Annotated in this window: 15 protein-coding genes and 2 pseudogenes; 6 read left to right on the top strand and 11 right to left on the bottom strand. The window is 36.5% G+C overall.

Annotation, left to right across the window (positions count from 1 at the left end; all coding sequences use genetic code 11):
* Nucleotides 1–4 precede the first annotated feature (4 nt).
* Together MWM02_RS01065 and MWM02_RS01060 are read right to left on the bottom strand one after the other, a co-directional pair.
* On the bottom strand, nt 5–790 hold the full coding sequence (locus MWM02_RS01065; RefSeq protein WP_064552333.1) for a 2,3-dihydro-2,3-dihydroxybenzoate dehydrogenase: 786 nt from the start codon (nt 788–790) through the stop codon (nt 5–7).
* Between the two features lie 1,559 nt (nt 791–2,349).
* Nucleotides 2,350–3,000: an HAD family hydrolase gene (locus MWM02_RS01060; protein WP_244403577.1), complete on the bottom strand. Its 651-nt coding sequence runs from the start codon at nt 2,998–3,000 to the stop codon at nt 2,350–2,352.
* Nucleotides 3,001–3,410: 410 nt separating this feature from the next.
* Here MWM02_RS01060 and MWM02_RS19530 point away from each other — a divergent pair, with 410 nt between their 5' ends.
* Both MWM02_RS19530 and MWM02_RS19525 read left to right on the top strand, forming a co-directional pair.
* Nucleotides 3,411–3,551, top strand: a complete 141-nt coding sequence (locus tag MWM02_RS19530) for a DUF4306 domain-containing protein (RefSeq protein ID WP_481861680.1) — start codon at nt 3,411–3,413, stop codon at nt 3,549–3,551.
* Nucleotides 3,552–4,711: 1,160 nt separating this feature from the next.
* On the top strand, nt 4,712–4,921 hold the full coding sequence (locus MWM02_RS19525; RefSeq protein WP_481861678.1) for a transposase: 210 nt from the start codon (nt 4,712–4,714) through the stop codon (nt 4,919–4,921).
* Between the two features lie 130 nt (nt 4,922–5,051).
* On the opposite strand, the gene MWM02_RS01050 is transcribed toward MWM02_RS19525, so the two are convergent.
* Genes MWM02_RS01050 through MWM02_RS01040 form a run of 3 tightly spaced genes read right to left on the bottom strand, consistent with a single transcriptional unit; the run spans nt 5,052 to nt 8,563 of the window.
* Nucleotides 5,052–6,230, bottom strand: coding sequence for an MFS transporter (locus MWM02_RS01050; RefSeq protein WP_064552335.1), 1,179 nt, complete (start codon nt 6,228–6,230; stop codon nt 5,052–5,054).
* A 24-nt stretch (nt 6,231–6,254) separates the two neighbouring features.
* A complete protein-coding gene (locus MWM02_RS01045; RefSeq protein ID WP_256462200.1) occupies nt 6,255–7,346 on the bottom strand; it encodes a citrate synthase/methylcitrate synthase in 1,092 nt (363 codons plus the stop codon).
* 32 nt (nt 7,347–7,378) lie between these two features.
* On the bottom strand, nt 7,379–8,563 hold the full coding sequence (locus MWM02_RS01040; RefSeq protein ID WP_244402745.1) for an acyl-CoA dehydrogenase family protein: 1,185 nt from the start codon (nt 8,561–8,563) through the stop codon (nt 7,379–7,381).
* A gap of 362 nt (nt 8,564–8,925) precedes the next feature.
* Between MWM02_RS01040 and istA the strand changes: the two are divergent.
* The 4 genes and pseudogenes from istA to MWM02_RS01020 all read left to right on the top strand — a co-directional run bounded on the left by istA (nt 8,926) and on the right by MWM02_RS01020 (nt 12,536).
* Nucleotides 8,926–10,102: pseudogene (gene istA / locus MWM02_RS01035) on the top strand (IS21 family transposase).
* Nucleotides 10,099–10,913, top strand: a pseudogene (gene istB / locus MWM02_RS01030) (IS21-like element IS5376 family helper ATPase IstB). The pseudogenes istA and istB overlap by 4 nt, the downstream one beginning before the upstream one ends.
* Before the next feature lie 62 nt (nt 10,914–10,975).
* A complete protein-coding gene (locus MWM02_RS01025) occupies nt 10,976–11,446 on the top strand; it encodes a transposase family protein (protein ID WP_081260353.1) in 471 nt (156 codons plus the stop codon).
* Between the two features lie 34 nt (nt 11,447–11,480).
* Nucleotides 11,481–12,536 carry a transposase gene (locus MWM02_RS01020; protein WP_346015942.1) on the top strand — a complete coding sequence of 352 codons (1,056 nt, stop codon included), beginning with the start codon at nt 11,481–11,483 and terminating at the stop codon, nt 12,534–12,536.
* A gap of 345 nt (nt 12,537–12,881) precedes the next feature.
* On the opposite strand, the gene MWM02_RS01015 is transcribed toward MWM02_RS01020, so the two are convergent.
* From MWM02_RS01015 to MWM02_RS00990, 6 genes are all read right to left on the bottom strand, one after another.
* Nucleotides 12,882–13,394, bottom strand: coding sequence for a hypothetical protein (locus MWM02_RS01015; RefSeq protein WP_157778161.1), 513 nt, complete (start codon nt 13,392–13,394; stop codon nt 12,882–12,884).
* Nucleotides 13,395–13,527: 133 nt separating this feature from the next.
* Nucleotides 13,528–14,367 (bottom strand): ATP-binding cassette domain-containing protein, encoded by an 840-nt coding sequence (locus MWM02_RS01010; RefSeq protein ID WP_064551501.1) that lies wholly within the window; start codon nt 14,365–14,367, stop codon nt 13,528–13,530.
* Between the two features lies 1 nt (nt 14,368).
* The gene (locus tag MWM02_RS01005) at nt 14,369–16,441 is read right to left on the bottom strand and encodes an MFS transporter (RefSeq protein WP_244402744.1); all 2,073 of its coding nucleotides are present in this window, start codon (nt 16,439–16,441) and stop codon (nt 14,369–14,371) included.
* A 64-nt stretch (nt 16,442–16,505) separates the two neighbouring features.
* A complete protein-coding gene (locus MWM02_RS01000) occupies nt 16,506–16,895 on the bottom strand; it encodes a hypothetical protein (protein WP_064551506.1) in 390 nt (129 codons plus the stop codon).
* Between the two features lie 29 nt (nt 16,896–16,924).
* A complete protein-coding gene (locus MWM02_RS00995) occupies nt 16,925–17,665 on the bottom strand; it encodes a phospholipase A2 family protein (protein ID WP_157778162.1) in 741 nt (246 codons plus the stop codon).
* A gap of 113 nt (nt 17,666–17,778) precedes the next feature.
* Nucleotides 17,779–18,285 (bottom strand): hypothetical protein, encoded by a 507-nt coding sequence (locus tag MWM02_RS00990; RefSeq protein ID WP_064551510.1) that lies wholly within the window; start codon nt 18,283–18,285, stop codon nt 17,779–17,781.
* Nucleotides 18,286–18,578: the final 293 nt, after the last annotated feature.

The raw sequence follows: 18,578 nt of genomic DNA, 5'->3' as shown, positions 1-18,578 counted from the left end.
AATGTTATGCGTCTAACGTTGCACCGCCATCCACCCTTAAATCGTGCATCGTGATATGACGCGACCGTTCAGAAACGAGAAATAGAACAGCATCTGCAATATCTGAAGGCTGAGCCAGCTTTTTCAGAGGAATGCCGAGACGAAACTCTTCCATCGAACCAGCGATCACTTTATTTGCCCCATTTTCATCCGTCCACATTGCCCGCTGCATTTCCGTTTCAGTGGAACCGGGAGATACAACGTTGCAGCGAATATGATACCGAGCAAGTTCAAGCCCAAGACATTTCGTAAACATGGTTGCCGCTGCCTTCGAAGCTGCGTAAGCAGACATAAACATTCTTGGAACGGTTGCTGCATTCGAGCTAACTGTGACGATCGCACCTGAACGGCGAGGAATCATCCGCCTGCTAACCGAACGGGAAACATTAAAAACACCGGTTGTGTTCACTTTGAATACCTCTTCCCAATCTTCATCAGTAAAACTTTCGATTAAACCCGTCCGCAGAATCCCAGCAACATTTACCAAAATATCGATAGGACCCATTTTGTCCTCAATTTGCGCGACGATTTCATCAATTTCTGCACTATTAGCCACATCTGCACAAAAAGCATGCACATCGTAACCATTGCTCTGTAAATCAGAGACAAGTGCAGCCAATCGATCGCCATTTCGATCTAGTGCTGCAACAGACACGCCATGTTCGACGAAAGATCTTGTCACCGCTTCGCCAATTCCTTGGGCAGCGCCTGTGACAAGAGCTACTTTTCCTTTAATCCCCAAATGTTCCATCTCTGTCACCTTCTTTATTCGTAAGGATTTCATTAGCCGCTTAACATGTTCTCCTAAACATGTCGATACCAATAAAACCATTCATGAACCATATCTCCCCTGATTCTTTATGAAATCATCTGCTTTCACTCATTGTGATTTTTACAATACATCAGCTGCCGCTTTCATTGGCTTTTCTCGCCGAAGCCAGCAAGATTCTGCAGCTTGCAGACTAATCATAGCTTATCGCCATGCTATTACTTTCCAACACTTAAGCAACACTCATGATGTTCTGCTACTCTTTTTTGATAATGATTATCATTATCATTTATTCTTTAAACAATATATTATATAAATGGAATTAATATGTCAAATTCATTTTTTATCTTTGCAGATAAAACCATACATAGGTCCTAATCTCCAAAAGATTGATTCTATTTAAATTAGTTTATAAGTACTAGTTTCAACCCGATTCTATATCGCTGTTTTCTACGCAAACAAAAGACTAGATGATAATAATGAAGCATTACATGGCAACAAAACAAATAAATTTCTTTCGGCTGTTATCAAAAGCGCGAACGCTTCCCGGCTTTCATTGACCAACGGATAGATAGATTTGTCGGTAAGCGGCGTTGTCACCCCGCATGATCAGCCATAGGCTCGCCCCCGACAGCCATAAATTTATTAAACAGCCAAAAGTCGAATCTCCAATTAAACTTATAAAAATGATAATTATTCTCATTTAGAATTATATGTGATTCATTTTCTGCTGCACATGGATATATTCCTGATTTATAAATAGACAATTTCCCGATCACAACTACCCATGTACTCGTTTATGAGCAATAAGAATTGCATTATTGTGATTGTTTTTGAAAAAATTGAATTAAACGGTTTATTAGCATGAGGGAATTGACATTCATGTTAAGGAATAGGCGTTACATGACACCGGGTGTTCAGAAATTTTATGAAAAGGAATTGCGTGGGGATGTAAGGTTTAGAAAAGCAGAAGAAAGCGATTTTGGCAGGGGACGGAGACGGCGGGCAGGAAGTTGAAAACAATTGCCGGTGAATGGATTAGTATGAAATCACCAAGTGTGATACAGCCGCCTTATATATACTAACAAGCATGGACTATAAACAAGCTTTTATCTATAGTGACTTCATTCTTTCTTTTAGATTACTGTAGCCAAAGACTTTTGAAAATGCACGATATCCTCAAGTTGATGCTGTACTAGATACAGACATCGAACAAAATAAAAAAGCTTTAAAGGATTTATATAAATGGCTGTTTAAACGCAAGTGTAACTCGATATGAATTTGAAAAACGCGTTGGATGATCATGCACACGCTTCTTCGGCATTCCCATATGCGTTTCGCCGATGTCCAAAACCGTCCGATAGTGGCACTAGCGATCGACAGGCACAATCGCTTTTTCTGCCCGTCGATCGCATGTACGTCTTAAACTATTCATGGTATTTCCAAAACGCCCATCGGATCATGGCTAGGGAATAGTATTGTATAAAATTTTTTCTCGTTCAAATTTTAACGCCTTCCGAACGGAAATGCCCCAATCCCAATTATTGCTCAATCAGTTTTATAACATCAATTAGACGTTTTTCTGCCATCGATTTGAGTCGCAAATCATATTTTTCGAAGGCTAAAGACTCTGTGACTGGATTTGGCACAATGACACACTTTAACCCAGCAGCCAAAGCAGCTTGGAGCCCATTTAAGGAGTCTTCAAAGGCTAATGCTTCATTGGGATTGATATTTAAGGCATCAACTGCTTTTAAATACAAGTCTGGGGCTGGTTTTACTTTATCAACATCATCCCGTGTGATAATAACTTCAAAATAGTGTAACAGCCCAAGCTCATTTAAATAATGAGTTACCCACTCTTTGGTAGAACTTGAAGCAATGGCAATTTTGTATCCCAATTTCTTGGCTTCTTCTAAATAATCCTTTACACCTTCACGCGCCTGAGGAGTTTTCATCTTTATTTTGTACAAGCTTTTGGCTTTCGTTTCAATTTCTTCAATGTTACAACTTTCTCCCAATTGCTGTTTGAAAAACTCGTAAAGGGCAGTATTATCGGACCCGACGCATTCAACAAAACGTTCAAGAGGTAAATCGACCTTATATAAACTCATAGTTTCTTTATAAGCCTCAAACCAGGCCGTCTCTGTGTCTACAATTAAACCGTCAAAATCAAAAATAATTGCTTTTATCAATTTTTCTCCCCTTTCCAAAGGCTTCGTAGCATTCACAAAGCAAATATCCCTTAATAAAACGATATGCTTCACTAGTATAAAAAAGTTATCACTCTATATTTTAACAAACATCATGGCAGTCAACGACGGATGAATCCTTGTTCCACTACCCTTCTTTCATAACGAAGGAAGTTCACTTTGTTTAAGCATCATACCCGTCCGCTAAGCAAAACCTAACGACGGCCCAGTTTTTTTAAAGGCTTCTGTAAAAACGAATCGAGCAAGTTTATTGAATAAGGTTCTATATGGTAGAATTAAAAAATAGTAAAAAAGGGTTAAAATGGAATGAATAAATTTATATTTCAATATGTGTTAGCGTTTGTGCTTTTCGTTTTCTCTACATTAGCTTCATGGTATGAAGGAAGTGAATGAAGAGATATACATGGGAATGGCAATATTCTGCATTTTTCTCGAAAATGTTCAATGGTGAAGTAACGGAACATGCCGATATCTCACAATTGGATCACTTCATATATGCGGCCAATATTTCCCATATTGATGGTGTTTAGCTTTACTTACATTTTCATTTTAAGTGGTAAAATACAATACAAAAAAGCTAATGGTGTTTCATTTTTGTTTAGGCATAATGTTTCTTTTATTAGGGACGATGATTTTTCATTCTGCGACAGTAGGGGGTAAATATTTCTTTTCTCTTTTTATGATTACTTGCATGTTAAACCTTATTATTCGTTCTCTTCTCAAAATTACAAAAAGGAAATGTAACTAACGAGGGCGTTCATGAAAAAGGGCGTTTCGAAAATTGTGACATGCAATACACCTCAAAATAGCCCCTACAACTTCTAACAGGTTATGGGTGAAAATGATAATGAAAGGCGCTTAAAACAAATCGATTGGGGCTTTTATTTGCCGATGATATCTTAACATAGATAAACAAAAAATCAGAACTAGTTCAATAAAGCACTGAAAAAGGGGCAAAGACAAAGGACTTTTGCAAACGCAAAAAAGAGGGGGAGGTTTAACTTTCTTTCTTCACCTCTCCCTATCGCAGCCATTTGCAGAGACAACCGCTCTATCTACAAAACCATGCTTGTCATATTTTGCTTACGTTTCAATTTCCGGTATTTATAAAAAATGAGATTTTCTTATCAACCAACGGATCCATCAGCATTACAATAAAAATTCTACGCTTTCTATAACTGACACAGTTTCTCCACCTATTGTAAATGTTCCTGCTACAGTAATAACATACGTACGACCGCCATCAGTTAGTCGTGCTTCATACCCTGTTTGTTTCCAGCTTCCACCACTTGTTGCTTTCGAAGTTATAGATTTAACTCCCGCAAACATTTGTCTCATATGAATATAGTGTTTCAAAAGTTCCTGTAATACTTAACGTTTGAGTAGTTCCCCCAGCCTTAAAAGATTTTGTCTTCGCTTTTGAAACAATAGACTGAGGAGTAATGACACTGACACTTGGTTTCTGTGGTTTAACAACATTCTTTTAGTTTTGAGCCAATTCTAAAGAAGCCGCCGGTTGCCACTTCAACTATCCAAAACATCTATGCAATGCACAGGCTTTTCTGCAATTTCTCCAATACACATTGGACTAGTATCCGGACAAACATGTCGTGATGGTCTTGGATAACGCAAAAATTCATCATGCCAAAATTCTTCAGCCTTTTTTACATGAGTACGAAGAACGGTTGACTTGGTATTCCTACCCCCGTATTCGCCGAATTTAAATTTGGTCGAACGGATTTGGGGATGGCTGAAAGAGAGCGTGATTGCCAATTGGTTTCATGCCAATCGAAAAGAGTTGCGGGAATCGATTGTTTTTGTTCTTGGAGCATCTCGCTCAATTTCCAGAAAAAGTGCTCCAACGCATTGGACAGATAGTTATGTCGGAAAATTAATCTGAATCTATATATTTGTTCATTATTTAAGCAACTTTTTAATGGAGCACTTCTAATACCTGCACCTTTCAACTACGATGTTAACCAAATTAACCGACATACGAAGAAATATTTAATCTAGTCGAGTTCCTAGCTTTAGGTGAAAATTCTTTGTTCACATTTGTTCTCAGAAGTTTTTACTTTCCATGAAGTTTTTCCTGCCAGGAATAAATTGCTTAATAAGGCTAAAACAATTGTTCCAACTGTCAAGAATACTACACCATGCCAACCGAAAACATCCCATAATATTCCGGGAATCCATGCTCCGAGACTTCCTCCTAAATAGAAGAATACCAAATACAGAGATGATGCACTTCCCCGTGATGTTGTCGCCACATCCGTTACATAAGATGTTGTTGCTGATTGTGAAGCGAAATTTCCAAACGCTAATAAGGATGAACCGCTAATAAGTGCCGGTATCGTTGGCCATAGTGTTATAAGTATACCCAATCCTCCAATAATATGCCCTATGCACATTGTCCAACGTCGGCCAATTTTATCAGATACTATACCGGCAATAGGAGCCGAGAAAATTCCAAGCGCATAAGTAGCATAGAGTAATGAAATTTGGGTGTTATTTAAGTTAAATGGAGGCTGATCTACATAAAAAGGAATATAGGTGAAAAAACCGATGAATGCAAAAAATTGTGAGAAACCTATAGCAAATGTTCCGATAAGGGCAGGATTTTTAAAATGAATGATAAAACTCTTTTTCTTCCTTTCTCTTTGAAAAGTGGATTTGGGTAAATACTTCCAAACTAAAAAAGCAACCAATATAGAAAACAAAGCAATAACCAAAAATACTGTTCTCCAAGATAATGTGTCAGCTATAGGTCCTGAAATGACTCGTCCAACCAACCCTCCTGCTACATTGGCACTTACATATACACCCATTACCCGGCCTTTTTGATTCGGAGGAAATTCTTCGGAAATATATGCCATCATCATAGCCAAGATACCCGGTATGATGAAACCATAAATACATCTCCAAAATAGTATAAATGAAAAAGATTCACTAAGAAAAATCATTACACTTGGAATAATTAACAAGATACTTGCCGAAAGAATCACTTTTTTCCGGTTCCATTGATCCAATAATTGTGCAAATAAAAATGACGCTATTGATAATGAAATGATGGTCAATGATATAGCTAAACTGGCTGTTGCAATCGATACATCAAATTCTTGAGTCCATAAAGGAAGTAGAGGTTGTGGTGCATAAAGAACAATAAACGCATTTGAAGTAGCAACAAAAATGATGAATAGACGTAGCATGATAATGCTCCTCTACTATATAAATTATGAAATAGGTAGCCTTCCCGTATAGATTGTACTAGGATAAATTAACCGTTTATCCATAGCATCTATAAAATGAGCACACCAACCAACAACTCTACTAACTGCAAACGTAGGTGTATACAATAGTTTTTCAAAATTTATAGCTTTCATTACAGCAGCAGCATAAAACTCTACATTTGTATAGATCTTTAAATTGGGCTTATATTCTTTTAGCAACCGAATAGCTGTCTCTTCAACATATGTAGCTAAATCAAACCACGGTGTATCTTTGGAAAATTCTGAAACTATTTGACCTAGAACAACAGAACGAGGATCCTTTGTTTTATAAATTCTATGTCCGAACCCCATCAATCTATCCCCTCTTTCTATTGCATTTCTAAGCCAAGTTTCTGCATTTTCTTTTGTTCCAATTTCCTCTAACATTTCAGTAACCTTTGATGGTGCCCCTCCATGTAAAGGCCCCTTCAATGCACTAATAGCAGCAGTCACAGCAGAAATCAAGTCTGAACGAGTAGATGCAACAATTCGACCTGCAAAAGTAGATGGGTTCATTCCGTGCTCTTGTGTTAAAATTAAATATGTTTCTAGTGCTTTTATTTCAAAATCTTTTGGTTGTGAGCCTTTTAACATATAAAGATAATTAACAGTATGGCTTAGTGATAAATCTGGTTCAATTGGCTCTTTATTTTGCAATTGTCGATAACGATAAGCAATTATTGTTGGTATTTTGGCAGTAATGGAAATCGCCATATCTAGATTGAACGGCCAATTATAATTTGACTCGCCCAGGGCTGATAAAGCTATTCTTAATACACTCATCATATTCACTTCGTTTGGAATAATGTCTATTATTCTTTTAATAAATAGAGGTATTTCTCTTTGTAAGGCAAGTTTTTCAGTGAAATGGGCTAATTTTTCTTTATCTGGAAGTTCTCCATACCATAAAAGATATGCTACTTCTTCAAATGAATAATTTTTTGCCAATTCAGTTGCCAAAAATCCTCTGTACACTAGACGACCATTTTCTCCATCAACCATACTAATATCCGTTTTCAATATTTCTAAATCATTATTATTGGTTAATTTATTCACCACTAAATACCCCTTTGATTTTTATATAAAAATTATACATTTACACTTTTTGGTTCTCGTACTCTGCCAAGCATATGGTTATAAATTTCTTTCCCAAGTAATTCTCTTCCTATAAGTGATTTTAATGTATCTGTTGTTCCATCAGCAATCATCAAACCTCTGACGTCTCTAAGTCTTTGTTCCAATCCATATTCCCGAACATATCCTCTTGCACCATGAATTTGCATTGCATCATCAATAGCATGATAAGCAACAGTAGTTCCAAGCCACTTTGCCATTGCACTTTCTTTTACATCGGGTTTTCCTTTATCTATTAAATCAAGTGCTTTAAAACAAAGTAATCGAGCTGCTTCTATCAATGTAGCATGATCAGAAATCTTATGCATAACTGATTGGAATCTTCCTATTGGGCCACCGAAAGCGAAACGATTCTGAGCATATTCTATCGCTTGTTCAATGGCTTTTTGTGCTGCACCGAGACATATTATCCCCATTAACACTCGCCAATAAGTAAAATGTTCATTAAATATTTTAAAACCTTCACCTTCTTCACCTAATCGATTTTCTACAGGTATAACCACGTCATGCAGTTTAAAGCCACCGTAAGACCAACCTTTCATGCCCATAGGTTCAATTAAAAATTTCTCAATATTTGGATTGTCCATTTCAACAATAAAAGGTGTTAACCCTTTAACTCCAGAGCCAGGTTTTGTTTGAGCAAAGACAATAAAAATCCCAGATTCTTCTACTCTACTAACCCATTGTTTGATACCACGCAAGATATAATTAGAACCAACCCGTTCCGCTGTAGTTTCAGTTGCGGCAAGATCTGAACCACAATCAGGTTCTGTAAGCCCGACACCAACCAACAAATCTCCTTTAAGAAGAGGAGGTAAATACTTTTTCTTTTGTTCAAGGCTTCCATATTGTGCAATAAGCCTTCCATGTCCAGCTCCAAAAAGCTCTCTAGTATTTACGCTAATTTTCCCACATTCATGGTAAATATACCCCATAGTTAATGCAGAAACTCCCATGCCGCCATCTGCTTTGTTAACATCAAGTCCTATTAGATTTAACTTACCAGCTTCCTGTCTAATATGCCATGGAAACTTTTCTGAATTACTTTCGAGTAACTCTTTTTCAATGTTAGTCCTTTCAAAAAAATCCCGAATCTTGTGTAATAATTCCTCTCCTTCCTGATTTAATTCAAAACTCAATGCTAACCCCTCCTTAATTATTATCAGAATATTGTATTCAAATTAAATATAACCCTGATATTTTTGAATGTCAATATATTCAAAATATATTAAAAATTTAATTTTTTGTAAAAAAATCAACTTTTAAAAGATGATTCAAAAATATAGTTTCTTTTCCTTTTTAATATCTGCTCTACATCCACAATCGGATTAGAATCAAAATAGGTAGACTAAAATTCTCTATTTTTCTGCTAAAATATAAAAACACTGCCGCAATATTGTTACAGCCGATGATAAATCCGGAATAAAATTCCCCACTTACAATAGAACCATAGTGTCAATGAGAGGAGCTATGGTTCGTGATTACGAAGGGGTAATTTTTTATGATCAAAGAGATGTATGAAAGGGGAATGAGTATTTCCGATATTGCGAGGGAATTGGGGATCGATCGAAAAACTGTCCGAAAATAATTCACTCCCCCAATCCCCCTTCTAAATCCAAGCGAAAACAAAGAAAAAGCAAGTTAGATCCATTTAAACCGTATCTTCAAAAACGAATGTTAGAGGATGGGGTATTTAATAGCGAAAAGTTGTTTTTCGAAATTCGACAACAGGGATACACAGGAGGAAGGACGATCTTAAAGGACTATATGCAGCCCTTCCGAGAGACCGCGAAAAAGAAATACACCGTTCGCTATGAAACGCTTCCTGGCGAACAAATGCAAGTCGATTGGAAAGAAGTTGGGGAGGTCGTGATTGAATGGAGAAAATTCAAGTTATCGCTATTTGTGGCTGCGTTAGGCTATTCGCGGATGAAATACGCGGTATTTACGACCAGCCAGGACCAGGAGCACTTAATGGAATGCCTGATTCAAAGTTTCCAGTACTTTGGCGGGGTTCCGAAGAAGGTGTTATTGGACAATATGAAGACCGTTACAGACGGGCGAGAACAAGGAGTCGTGAAATGGAATAAGCGATTTTCCGAATTTGCGGATTACTGCGGATTTATTCCAAAAGTATGCCGGCCCTACCGGGCCCAGACAAAAGGAAAAGTTGAACGAGCCATTCAGTATATCATGGATCACTTCTATGTAGGAACATCGTTTGAAAGCATCGAAGAATTAAATTTCCTTTTGCATCGCTAGCTGGATCAAGTGGCGAATCGGAAGCCAAACGCCACTACCGGCATTCCTCCACAAGAACGTTGGGCCGAGGAGTCACTCAAACCTCTTCCCATCCATGATTACGATACGAGCTATCTTTCCTATCGGAAAGTGCATTGGGATGGCAGTTTCTCCTATAAAGGGAACAATGGCTTCTATCGCCAGAGTATGTGGGGAAAGAAATTCTGGTGAAGAAGCGATTGAATGGCGATATTCGATTGTACTATCGAGGGAAGGAGATTTCTAGCTTGAACCAACAGAAAAAAGTAATGGCATTTGCCGAAAAAATAAAAAAGAAACAGGCGGAAATGGCCGTCACCATTTCGCCTGTTTCGGTGGAAGTGGATACTCGTCCATTGTCCGTTTATGACGCATTCCTGCGAGGGGAAAGCTCATGAAAGAACAAATACACGAGTATTGCCACCGACTTCATTTGCCTGTCATGGCGGACCGATGGTCTGCCATGGCAGAATACGCATCTACTCATAATATACCATATTCGGAGTTTTTATTCCGCTTATTAGAGGCGGAAATCGTCGAAAAACAGGAACGATCGATCCAAACGCTCATCAAGCTGTCCAAGCTACCGTATCGCAAGACGATCGATACGTTTGATTTGACCGCACAGCCTTCGGTGGATGAACTCGGATTCGAGAGCTGCTTACCTTGTCGTTTATTGATCGCAAGGAGAATATTCTTTTTCTCGGTCCGCCGGGGATTAGAAAGACACACTTGGCGATTTCGATTGGAATGGAGGCGATCGCAGGAGGATATAAAACGTATTTTATTACCGCCCATGATTTGGTCACTCAGTTAAGAAGAGCCGACCAGGAAGGTAAGTTGGAAAAAAAGCTTCGGGTCTTTGTAAAACCAACGATTCTGATTATTGATGAAATGGGGTACTTAAAACTGAACCCGAACAGCGCTCATTACTTATTTCAAGTGATCGCCCGACGGTATGAACATGCCCCGATTATCCTCACCTCCAATAAAAGCTTTGGGGAATGGGGAGAAATCATGGGAGATTCGGTTCTAGCGACAGCGATGTTAGATCGATTACTGCATCATTCCATCATTTTCAACTTAAAGGGGGAAAGCTATCGATTACGGGAAAAAAGGCTCCAACAAGAAAAACAGAAGGATTTAATGAGGTCCTTCTGGGGAATTTTAAACCGGCGATTTTGGGGAGAAAATAGGTTCTTACGCTAATTTGGGGAGATGACTTTCTATTAACTACACTGATATAATAAAAAGAAAAGGAGTGTATGATGATGGCTCACCTTTCTTGGTCTCCTCTCAGTTCAACTATCGAACTGCTGGATATATCTGATGTCGGTAATAGTTTGCGTTTAACGGTAAAAAGCATCCGTGAGTCTTCTCCCTGTCCTGCCTGTCATCATGTTTCCTGCCGCCCGCATAGTCGGTATACACGCGTGATTCAAGATCTTCCTATCGCCGATCAGCCTGTTTCTCTTCTGCTTATTTCTCGAAAATGGTTTTGTGATTCTCCTGCTTGTCCCGTTAAAGTGTTTACAGAGCGTTATGATTGGCTGGCGCCGCATGGCCGCCGTACCCTTCGGGCAGAACACACCTTACAGCAAATTGCTTTTTCTACCAGCTGTCTCTCTGCACAAAAGGTGGCGCAATCGATCCATCTTCCTGTCAGTCATGATACGTTGTTAACCCTCATTCGGAAAACCCCTATTCCCGTAGAGGTGTCTCCCTTTCCTTGGAGTCGATGATTTTGCTTTTCGAAAAGGACATACGTATGGAACCATCATTTGCGACTTAGACAACCATCATCCTGTTGCGCTTTTACCTGATCGGCTGCCACCAACACTGACCGAATGGCTGAAACCATATTCTCATGTACAAGTGATGAGCAGGGATGGATTTACGGGATTTCGTCAGGGGATTACGAATGCCAACCCTTCCATCCTTCATGTATATGATCGGTGGCATTTTATCGGGAATGCGAAGAAGAGACTGGATTTCCTTCTTTTATCCCTCGTTCCCTCTTTGATGACATGGAGTGAACCTAACCCCTTTGTTCGTGAAATCGAAATGACCAAGGAAGAAAAAAGGAAAAAGCAGCGTCAGGCACAAAAATGGGCACTCATTCAAGAAATCCAAACAGCTCATCAATCAGGAAAGAACATTTCTAGGCTTGCGAGGGAATATGAGCTGGATCGGAAAACGGTGAAAAAATATCTCCAGATGACTACCCCGCCACTGATTCATCGGCGAAAAAGAAAAACACCGGTTTCCCCATTTTTGGACCGTGTCATCGAGTTAGAAGCAAAAGGCCAAACCGTCTCATCCATCGATTCCCTTCTTCGCAAAGAAGGATATGCCGGTACGTTTTCGGCGGTGCGAACCGCCATAGAAACGATTCGACGGAATCGGAAGAGGAATGATCCATCGACGTTGGAACATCGTATCACAAGAAAACAGTTGTCTTATTGGATATGGTCGCCGTATCATCGACTTTCAGAAAAAGAGAAAATGAATCTGGAACAATGCCTAAAAAGGTATCCAGTTGTCCGTCCTGTCTATGAAGTGGTGCAAGAATATCGGGAGGTCGTGGATCAAAGAGATTATGACCGTTTTCTTGTTTGGCTGCGTGGTCAGCTTTCAGATTCAAAACAGCCATTTTATTCTTATGCGAAACGCTTGCGAAGCGATTTGCAGGCAGTAAAACACGCTTTTCTTCTCCCATACAGCAATCGGGTACTAGAAGGACAAATAAACCGGTTAAAAACCATTAAACGAATGATGTATGGCCGTGCTGGATTAGACTTGTTAGAAAAAAGGGTTCTCTATAGACTTTAATTATTATTTTAATAAAACAATAAAAATCTCCAACAGGGATGATAGGAAGGCATTCACCAAATATACGTAAGAGCCAGAAAATAATCGGCCTTGACAGCGTACGCTCGTCATTGTTTCTGACTTCCAGTTGCTTTTTCACTATACGTATGCAGCTAATAGAAAGGATAGAAGAAAAACAACTATGTTCTCTCTAAAAAAGACACGCTCCGCCGGTTCATGTTCTTTTGTTCCCCACAATATTGCGCGGCGAGTCATTTCGGTAAAAATCACGTCTGAAAAGATAGAGATTTTAGACAATATTAGCCAAAAAATAGCCAAGACGCATAAACCATGTGTTCTTACAATCTAAAATTTTTCCAACGACAACTTTTTGTTTATAGTTAAAAAAGCTAAGATGGTTATTGATATTCCATACATCAAAGTTATAAATGACTTATCTACCAAATGTATAGCAGATAAAGAGTTATTAGTAAAAAAGAATATTTTGTGAACGCGTATTAAGTCTAATATACCTAATAAAGCAGCTGATAAATATAAAAAAGGAGTCAACAAAGTTAGCTCTAGGTTTCCAAAGATAGCATGAACAAGAAGAACCATACCGTTAAGAAAAATAACTTGTGGTATTACTTGAATGGAAAAGTTTATCCACTGCTTTTCAGCCAGAATCGGATAAAATAATAGCGCAATAAATACAATATAAAGAAACATGTTAATGAAATAGTTTTTCGAAATATATTTAATTAGTTTTTTTGGATAACTACGAAAAAGAATAATGTTAGACTGTTGAAATATCTCATTAAATAACCACACCTGCCACCAACAAGAGAGAGGTATGATGATAATCTCAATCAAAGTCATATTTATACTCGTAATCAGTGCATGCAACCATACTAAGACTGTGAATATAATAGGTATTAGCAAATTCTTTCCCATAATTCGGCAATTTATATAGAGTACCTTGATTATATACAAATAATCACCACCCAATTTTTTAACTAATGATTGATATATAACATTCCTCTAGAGTTGGAGTAACTGCTACGCCGCCATCTAATGATTCATCAGTTAGCACCCTTAACTCAAAGCTTGTTGCATTTATTTTTTTAAAAGAAGTAACCTGATATTTCTCAAAGTAATCATTTAACTCTTCACTTTTTACCCTAACTAATAAAACATTTGGTTTTGCTTTCATTATCCCTTTTAAATCACCATGCAAAAGAATTTTACCATCTTTTAAAATGGCAAAATGATCACTTACAGATTCCAATTCATTTAAATCATGGGAAGATAATATAATAGTTCTATCATCAACCAAACTCTTTATTAAATTTCTAAAACGAATCTTCTCCTCAACGTCTAAACCACTAGTTGGTTCATCGATAATTAATATTTCTGGATCACCTAAAATGGCTTGAGCTATTCCTAGTCTTCTTAACATCCCTCCGGAAATATGAGCGATTCTTTGGTTTATATGCTGATCCAGATTTACTTTACTTAATACATGGATCAGTTCCTTAGTAGAATATCTAACGCCTTTTAAAAAACTTAGATGTTTCAAAGCTTCGAGAACAGTTAACTGACTGTACATTGAAAAATGCTGAGGTAAATACCCTACTAGATTTCTCAGTCTATCCTTATTTGCTGAAACACCATTATATTTAATCTCGCCTGAAGAGAATGTATCGGCCGAAGCAAGAATACTCAAAAGAGTTGTCTTCCCAGCACCATTTGGACCTGTAATACCATAAATACCTTTAGGAATCTTTAAATTGATATCATCTAAAATTTTACGTCTTCGCTTCCATTTACTAAGATTGATAATTTCTAACAATTTATTCCCCCCTTTTCTTGTGATTATTATTATATTTGTCAATAAGTTCTTCCAATACTATCCAATCGTTTTGCTCTGTTTTTAGCATGTCATACCAATTTGTAAAAAATATTCTGTCAACTTGTTTAAATTCTTCCTTTTTTAATGCTTTTAACTTATAAAGAACTTGTGTTACTTCTTTTCGATTTTTGTAATACGAACTAAGACTGTCTAATGTATAGTTTAGATAGTCGTCATTATGAAATCCTATTTGATGCCCTAGCCAGTTAGAAAAACATGCATCAAACAAAGTCACCATTAATAAATTCTCTCTATAAATTCCATCGTTCTTCCAAGTCAGAGCAGGTACCAGAGAGTTTATTAGGTGTTCCTTATTTAATAAAGACTTATCATGAAAAGAAGTATATAAAGGATAACCAATAAGCCAATGATCAGAAAATGTCCAAATATCTTCGATGAAAGCTTCATCATAAATTCCAGTCGTAGGTATGATAAAAATTTTTTTAGGAATTTCAATTTTCTTATTAAAAGTCATATTTACTTCTTGTACGACTTTATTTAAAAACTTACGGAATGAACTATACTCCTTTAATCCTCTTTCCCAAGTTCGAGCGATATAGATGGTACTGCTAGACAAATTAACTTCCATTATATCACCAGAGATAATCGAGACTCCTTCAGTAGTTGATTTTCGATAAGTATTCGAGTCCTTCTTATCGAGGTTCGTAAATATCTTCATACTACCTAAATATTCAATTTCGTATTCTACATTTCCAGTATTCTGAGAATAATTCCGATGAAAATATCCTTCATGAATTTGAAGGGAAGGAGTTAAATTGAAAGAAGGTATCCATGCAAAATTACTTGGAAGAAAAATTGCCCTGCTATTTGCATAAAATAAAGGAGAACTTTTTCCTTCATAATCAATCATTAACTCGTTTATGTCTTTATGCTTATCAATTGGTATACTTATAATATCTCCTTTTCTTGTGAAGTTAACTTTTGTATTATTTAAGGTAATAGTGTTAATTCTAAATCCATGGTAAAGATTAATTTTTAACTCTTCTTTTACTTTTTCAATCTGAAATTTGATGCTCACCTTTGACTGTAAAAAACCTTTATCTGTATTAAACCTAATTTTATAATTTAATGGAGTAAAATATTCCCTTTGATTATTTAACTTCTTTATATTCGCATTTACATGTGATTCATAGAACCTATAGTCTTTAATAACTTCCCCATTCGGATCAAGCCCAAGATTAATCTTTTGTTCGTGTTGATTGTTTATTAGAAATTGATGAGACGTAACAACCGTGAACCCTAAACTAAATAGTAGTGGGATTACGATAGCTTTATACATTTTTTTATGATGATAAAGTTGAATTAATAAAAAAATAACAATTAAGAAACATAGAATAAACAATCTTTTGGAAATTTCCTCATTCTCAATTAAGTATCCATATAAAGGATGATAGAATTGGTCATTCTCTCTTTGGCCTAAATTAAGCAGCTCTGCTATTCTGTTATCGAGCAGTCTGTAGTTAACAGGACCAATAAAAAAACAAATGAATATTGAAATAAAATAGACTATTAAGCTGGGTATAAGCATTGAAAGAATGATGCCGATAAGAAATGCAATTAAGAATACTACTACCCAATAAACTAAAATATACATAAAGCTATCAATATAGAAAGGACTGACAGTCAATCCTTTAATCCTTATCAAGATAAAAAACAAAATCGCTAGGAATGAACAAAAAGTAATAATGACTAAGCTGATAAAACTTATTTTCCCTAAATATAGATAAACTGTATTCCTATAAAGAATAAATTCATGTTTCTTATGATTTCTATCTAGGTAAATCCCTAAAAGACCAAAAGTAAAAATACCACATTGAATAAAAAAACTAGACAAAGTCAGTGCACTCCCGGGATGAAAATAACGGTCATCTAAAATATACGAATAGAAAAGTATACAAACATAAAAAATAGAAATAGCTAACATTAATAATATAAATGGATTTCTAGAAAGAATTTTTTTATAAAGTGATATTGGTCTAATAAATTTATTCATTATACTCATCCCTTTATTATGTGGAGCCCTTAAGGGAACCTTAAGGGCTCCTTTTTAATTAAAATTAATAGTTTGAGATTTTTGTTGACCCAGTTGTATACCCTGTGCCAGTTACAGGATCAATGAAATAAGGTCTTGCTTCAGGGTAATATGAAGAGTGTGGGACTCCCGATTCGTAACCTATTTGGGTAGTTCCTGGAGTTACCACCATTTCTCCATATGCAACATCCCATAGAGGAAATCTTGCTTGCATCGCACGCGATACTAGCGCATATCTTCCCGTATTAGTACCTTCAACCTTTAAATAACCAGTAATAGTCATTGTATCTCCCTCAGCTTCTTTTTGGCCGTATTTTAAATAAACGATTCTAAAAGGCTCTGCGGCCAATGCATTACTTGAAAGTATCCCCATAGCAAGTGTTATGCCTAATAGAACTTTTCCGAAAAATTTCATATTTCATCCTCCTTTGCTTTTAGTAGACATTAATCGCAGAAATAAAGCTGAATGAATAGTGCTGCCCAATAAGAATATGGTTTTACGCATTCGCATAAGGAATCATCGCATCCATCTACAGTATTCCAATCATATCGATAGCAGTAATCATGTAGCATGCAGCATGCATCTACTTCATTAATTACTGAACCATCTCCACCACTATCTGGGTAATTATGACATTTTCCGCCGCACCATTTATAGCCACCTGGGAGACATCCATCTTTCCAAGAAATATGGGCCTCAACTTCGTTTTCATTATCTAGAATCCCATACTTAAAGTTTTCGTCATATTTAAATAACTTTTGATCAAAATTACTCAAATATTGTTCTTTAATCTTCCCATCAAATTCTGTTGCTAATACCAATTTAATATCCTGACCTTTAGCTTGAAATTTGTAAAAATACTGTTTATCGTTATCTTCCTGAATCACAAAACCGGTAATATGAACCTGTTTTTCTTGTCCCGATTCTGCAAAAAGAATATTCAATGAAACACTTTGATCTTTAAGGGCTAAAACAGCCCCTTCACCTCTTTTTAAAGAATTTTCTCGATCTTTAATCTTTCCTTCAAATTGATAAGCATCAAATACTTCTAATTCATGATCTGCAAAGTCACGATATTGCTTAATCTTCTTCACCATATTAGCTACAGTAGGGTTTTCTAAAAGTGTTTGTACTTTTACACTCTCTGGCTTAATGGCACTACCAACTAAAACTAATCCTTGCATAATCTCATTACCCCTTTTTTTAATATTTTTTTGATTCGCGAATCTACTTAGTAAAGAATTACAAAGCATTATAATAACAACCTAGACATAAAAAAATAAGAGCGTTTAAGCCCTTATTTTACAATAATTTTTCCGACATATTGGACATGACCTCGGTTACTTTTGATATTTAGTTCTAATACATAATTTCCTGGATTATTTGGCAGAATGAAAGTATGATTTCTCTTTACCTTTAACTTCTCTTTTTGATTTTCATTTCTCCACAAATAGGCTATTATTTGTTCAAGCTTAAATTCTTGATGCTTAATAAACTGAAGTTTCGCCATCTGCTTTTTATTTACTTCTATAGGGCTTTTCTTTTGCCCCAAAGCATAAACACTTATATTTTCTTCCATCTTATTTCCAGAGACACTATTCCCTACTTCCCATGTGTAAGCTTCTAAACTTAAAATGTATTCTTGGTTATTTGTAATTAATTTGGCTTCAGGTGGAAAAGTACTGTAGTCATCTGATATTAATCCATCTTTTTGAAATATGTATATTGCTCCAATAGTTATAATCGCCAAAATGATAAATATGGTAATAACAGCACCAAATAATATTTTTGATAATTTATCCATAACTGTCTCCCTCTATAAATGTTGATATGTCAAAGATGGTGGCCTTTATGTAGGGGGCAAAAAGATATTTTTCCTTTATTTCTAAATATGTGTATATATAATAGTGAATGTGTATGTTTCGTTGCCACTACTGGTTAAAGTAGATTGTAGTAAAAGGAAAGAGTATGGGATGCACGTTGGATCTCTGTACAACTTATAATGCCCCCAAGTCTTTTGGCATCTGTGTGACGACATTCCTTCGTTCGGTCTAGTCATAAAGGCTGGCGAAGCTCCTTTGGGGACTCAATATCAAA

It is taken from the genome of Parageobacillus sp. KH3-4 (genome assembly GCF_022846435.1).
In the GTDB taxonomy this organism is placed as follows: Bacteria; Bacillota; Bacilli; order Bacillales; family Anoxybacillaceae; genus Parageobacillus; species Parageobacillus thermoglucosidasius_A.
The sequence above is the reverse complement of the archived record's forward strand: the minus strand, read 5'-3'. Positions and strand labels throughout refer to the sequence as shown.

Bases quoted from the DNA above. Each gene is read 5' to 3' on its own strand.
- MWM02_RS00990 (WP_064551510.1), bottom strand. From the start codon at position 18,285: ATGGATAAATTATCAAAAATATTATTTGGTGCTGTTATTACCATATTT.
- MWM02_RS01000 (WP_064551506.1), bottom strand. From the start codon at position 16,895: ATGAAATTTTTCGGAAAAGTTCTATTAGGCATAACACTTGCTATGGGG.
- MWM02_RS01005 (WP_244402744.1), bottom strand. From the start codon at position 16,441: ATGAATAAATTTATTAGACCAATATCACTTTATAAAAAAATTCTTTCT.
- MWM02_RS01050 (WP_064552335.1), bottom strand. From the start codon at position 6,230: ATGCTACGTCTATTCATCATTTTTGTTGCTACTTCAAATGCGTTTATT.
- MWM02_RS01025 (WP_081260353.1), top strand. From the start codon at position 10,976: ATGGCTCACCTTTCTTGGTCTCCTCTCAGTTCAACTATCGAACTGCTG.
- MWM02_RS00995 (WP_157778162.1), bottom strand. From the start codon at position 17,665: ATGCAAGGATTAGTTTTAGTTGGTAGTGCCATTAAGCCAGAGAGTGTA.
- MWM02_RS01015 (WP_157778161.1), bottom strand. From the start codon at position 13,394: ATGACTTTGATTGAGATTATCATCATACCTCTCTCTTGTTGGTGGCAG.
- MWM02_RS19530 (WP_481861680.1), top strand. From the start codon at position 3,411: ATGAAGAGATATACATGGGAATGGCAATATTCTGCATTTTTCTCGAAA.
- MWM02_RS01065 (WP_064552333.1), bottom strand. From the start codon at position 790: ATGGAACATTTGGGGATTAAAGGAAAAGTAGCTCTTGTCACAGGCGCT.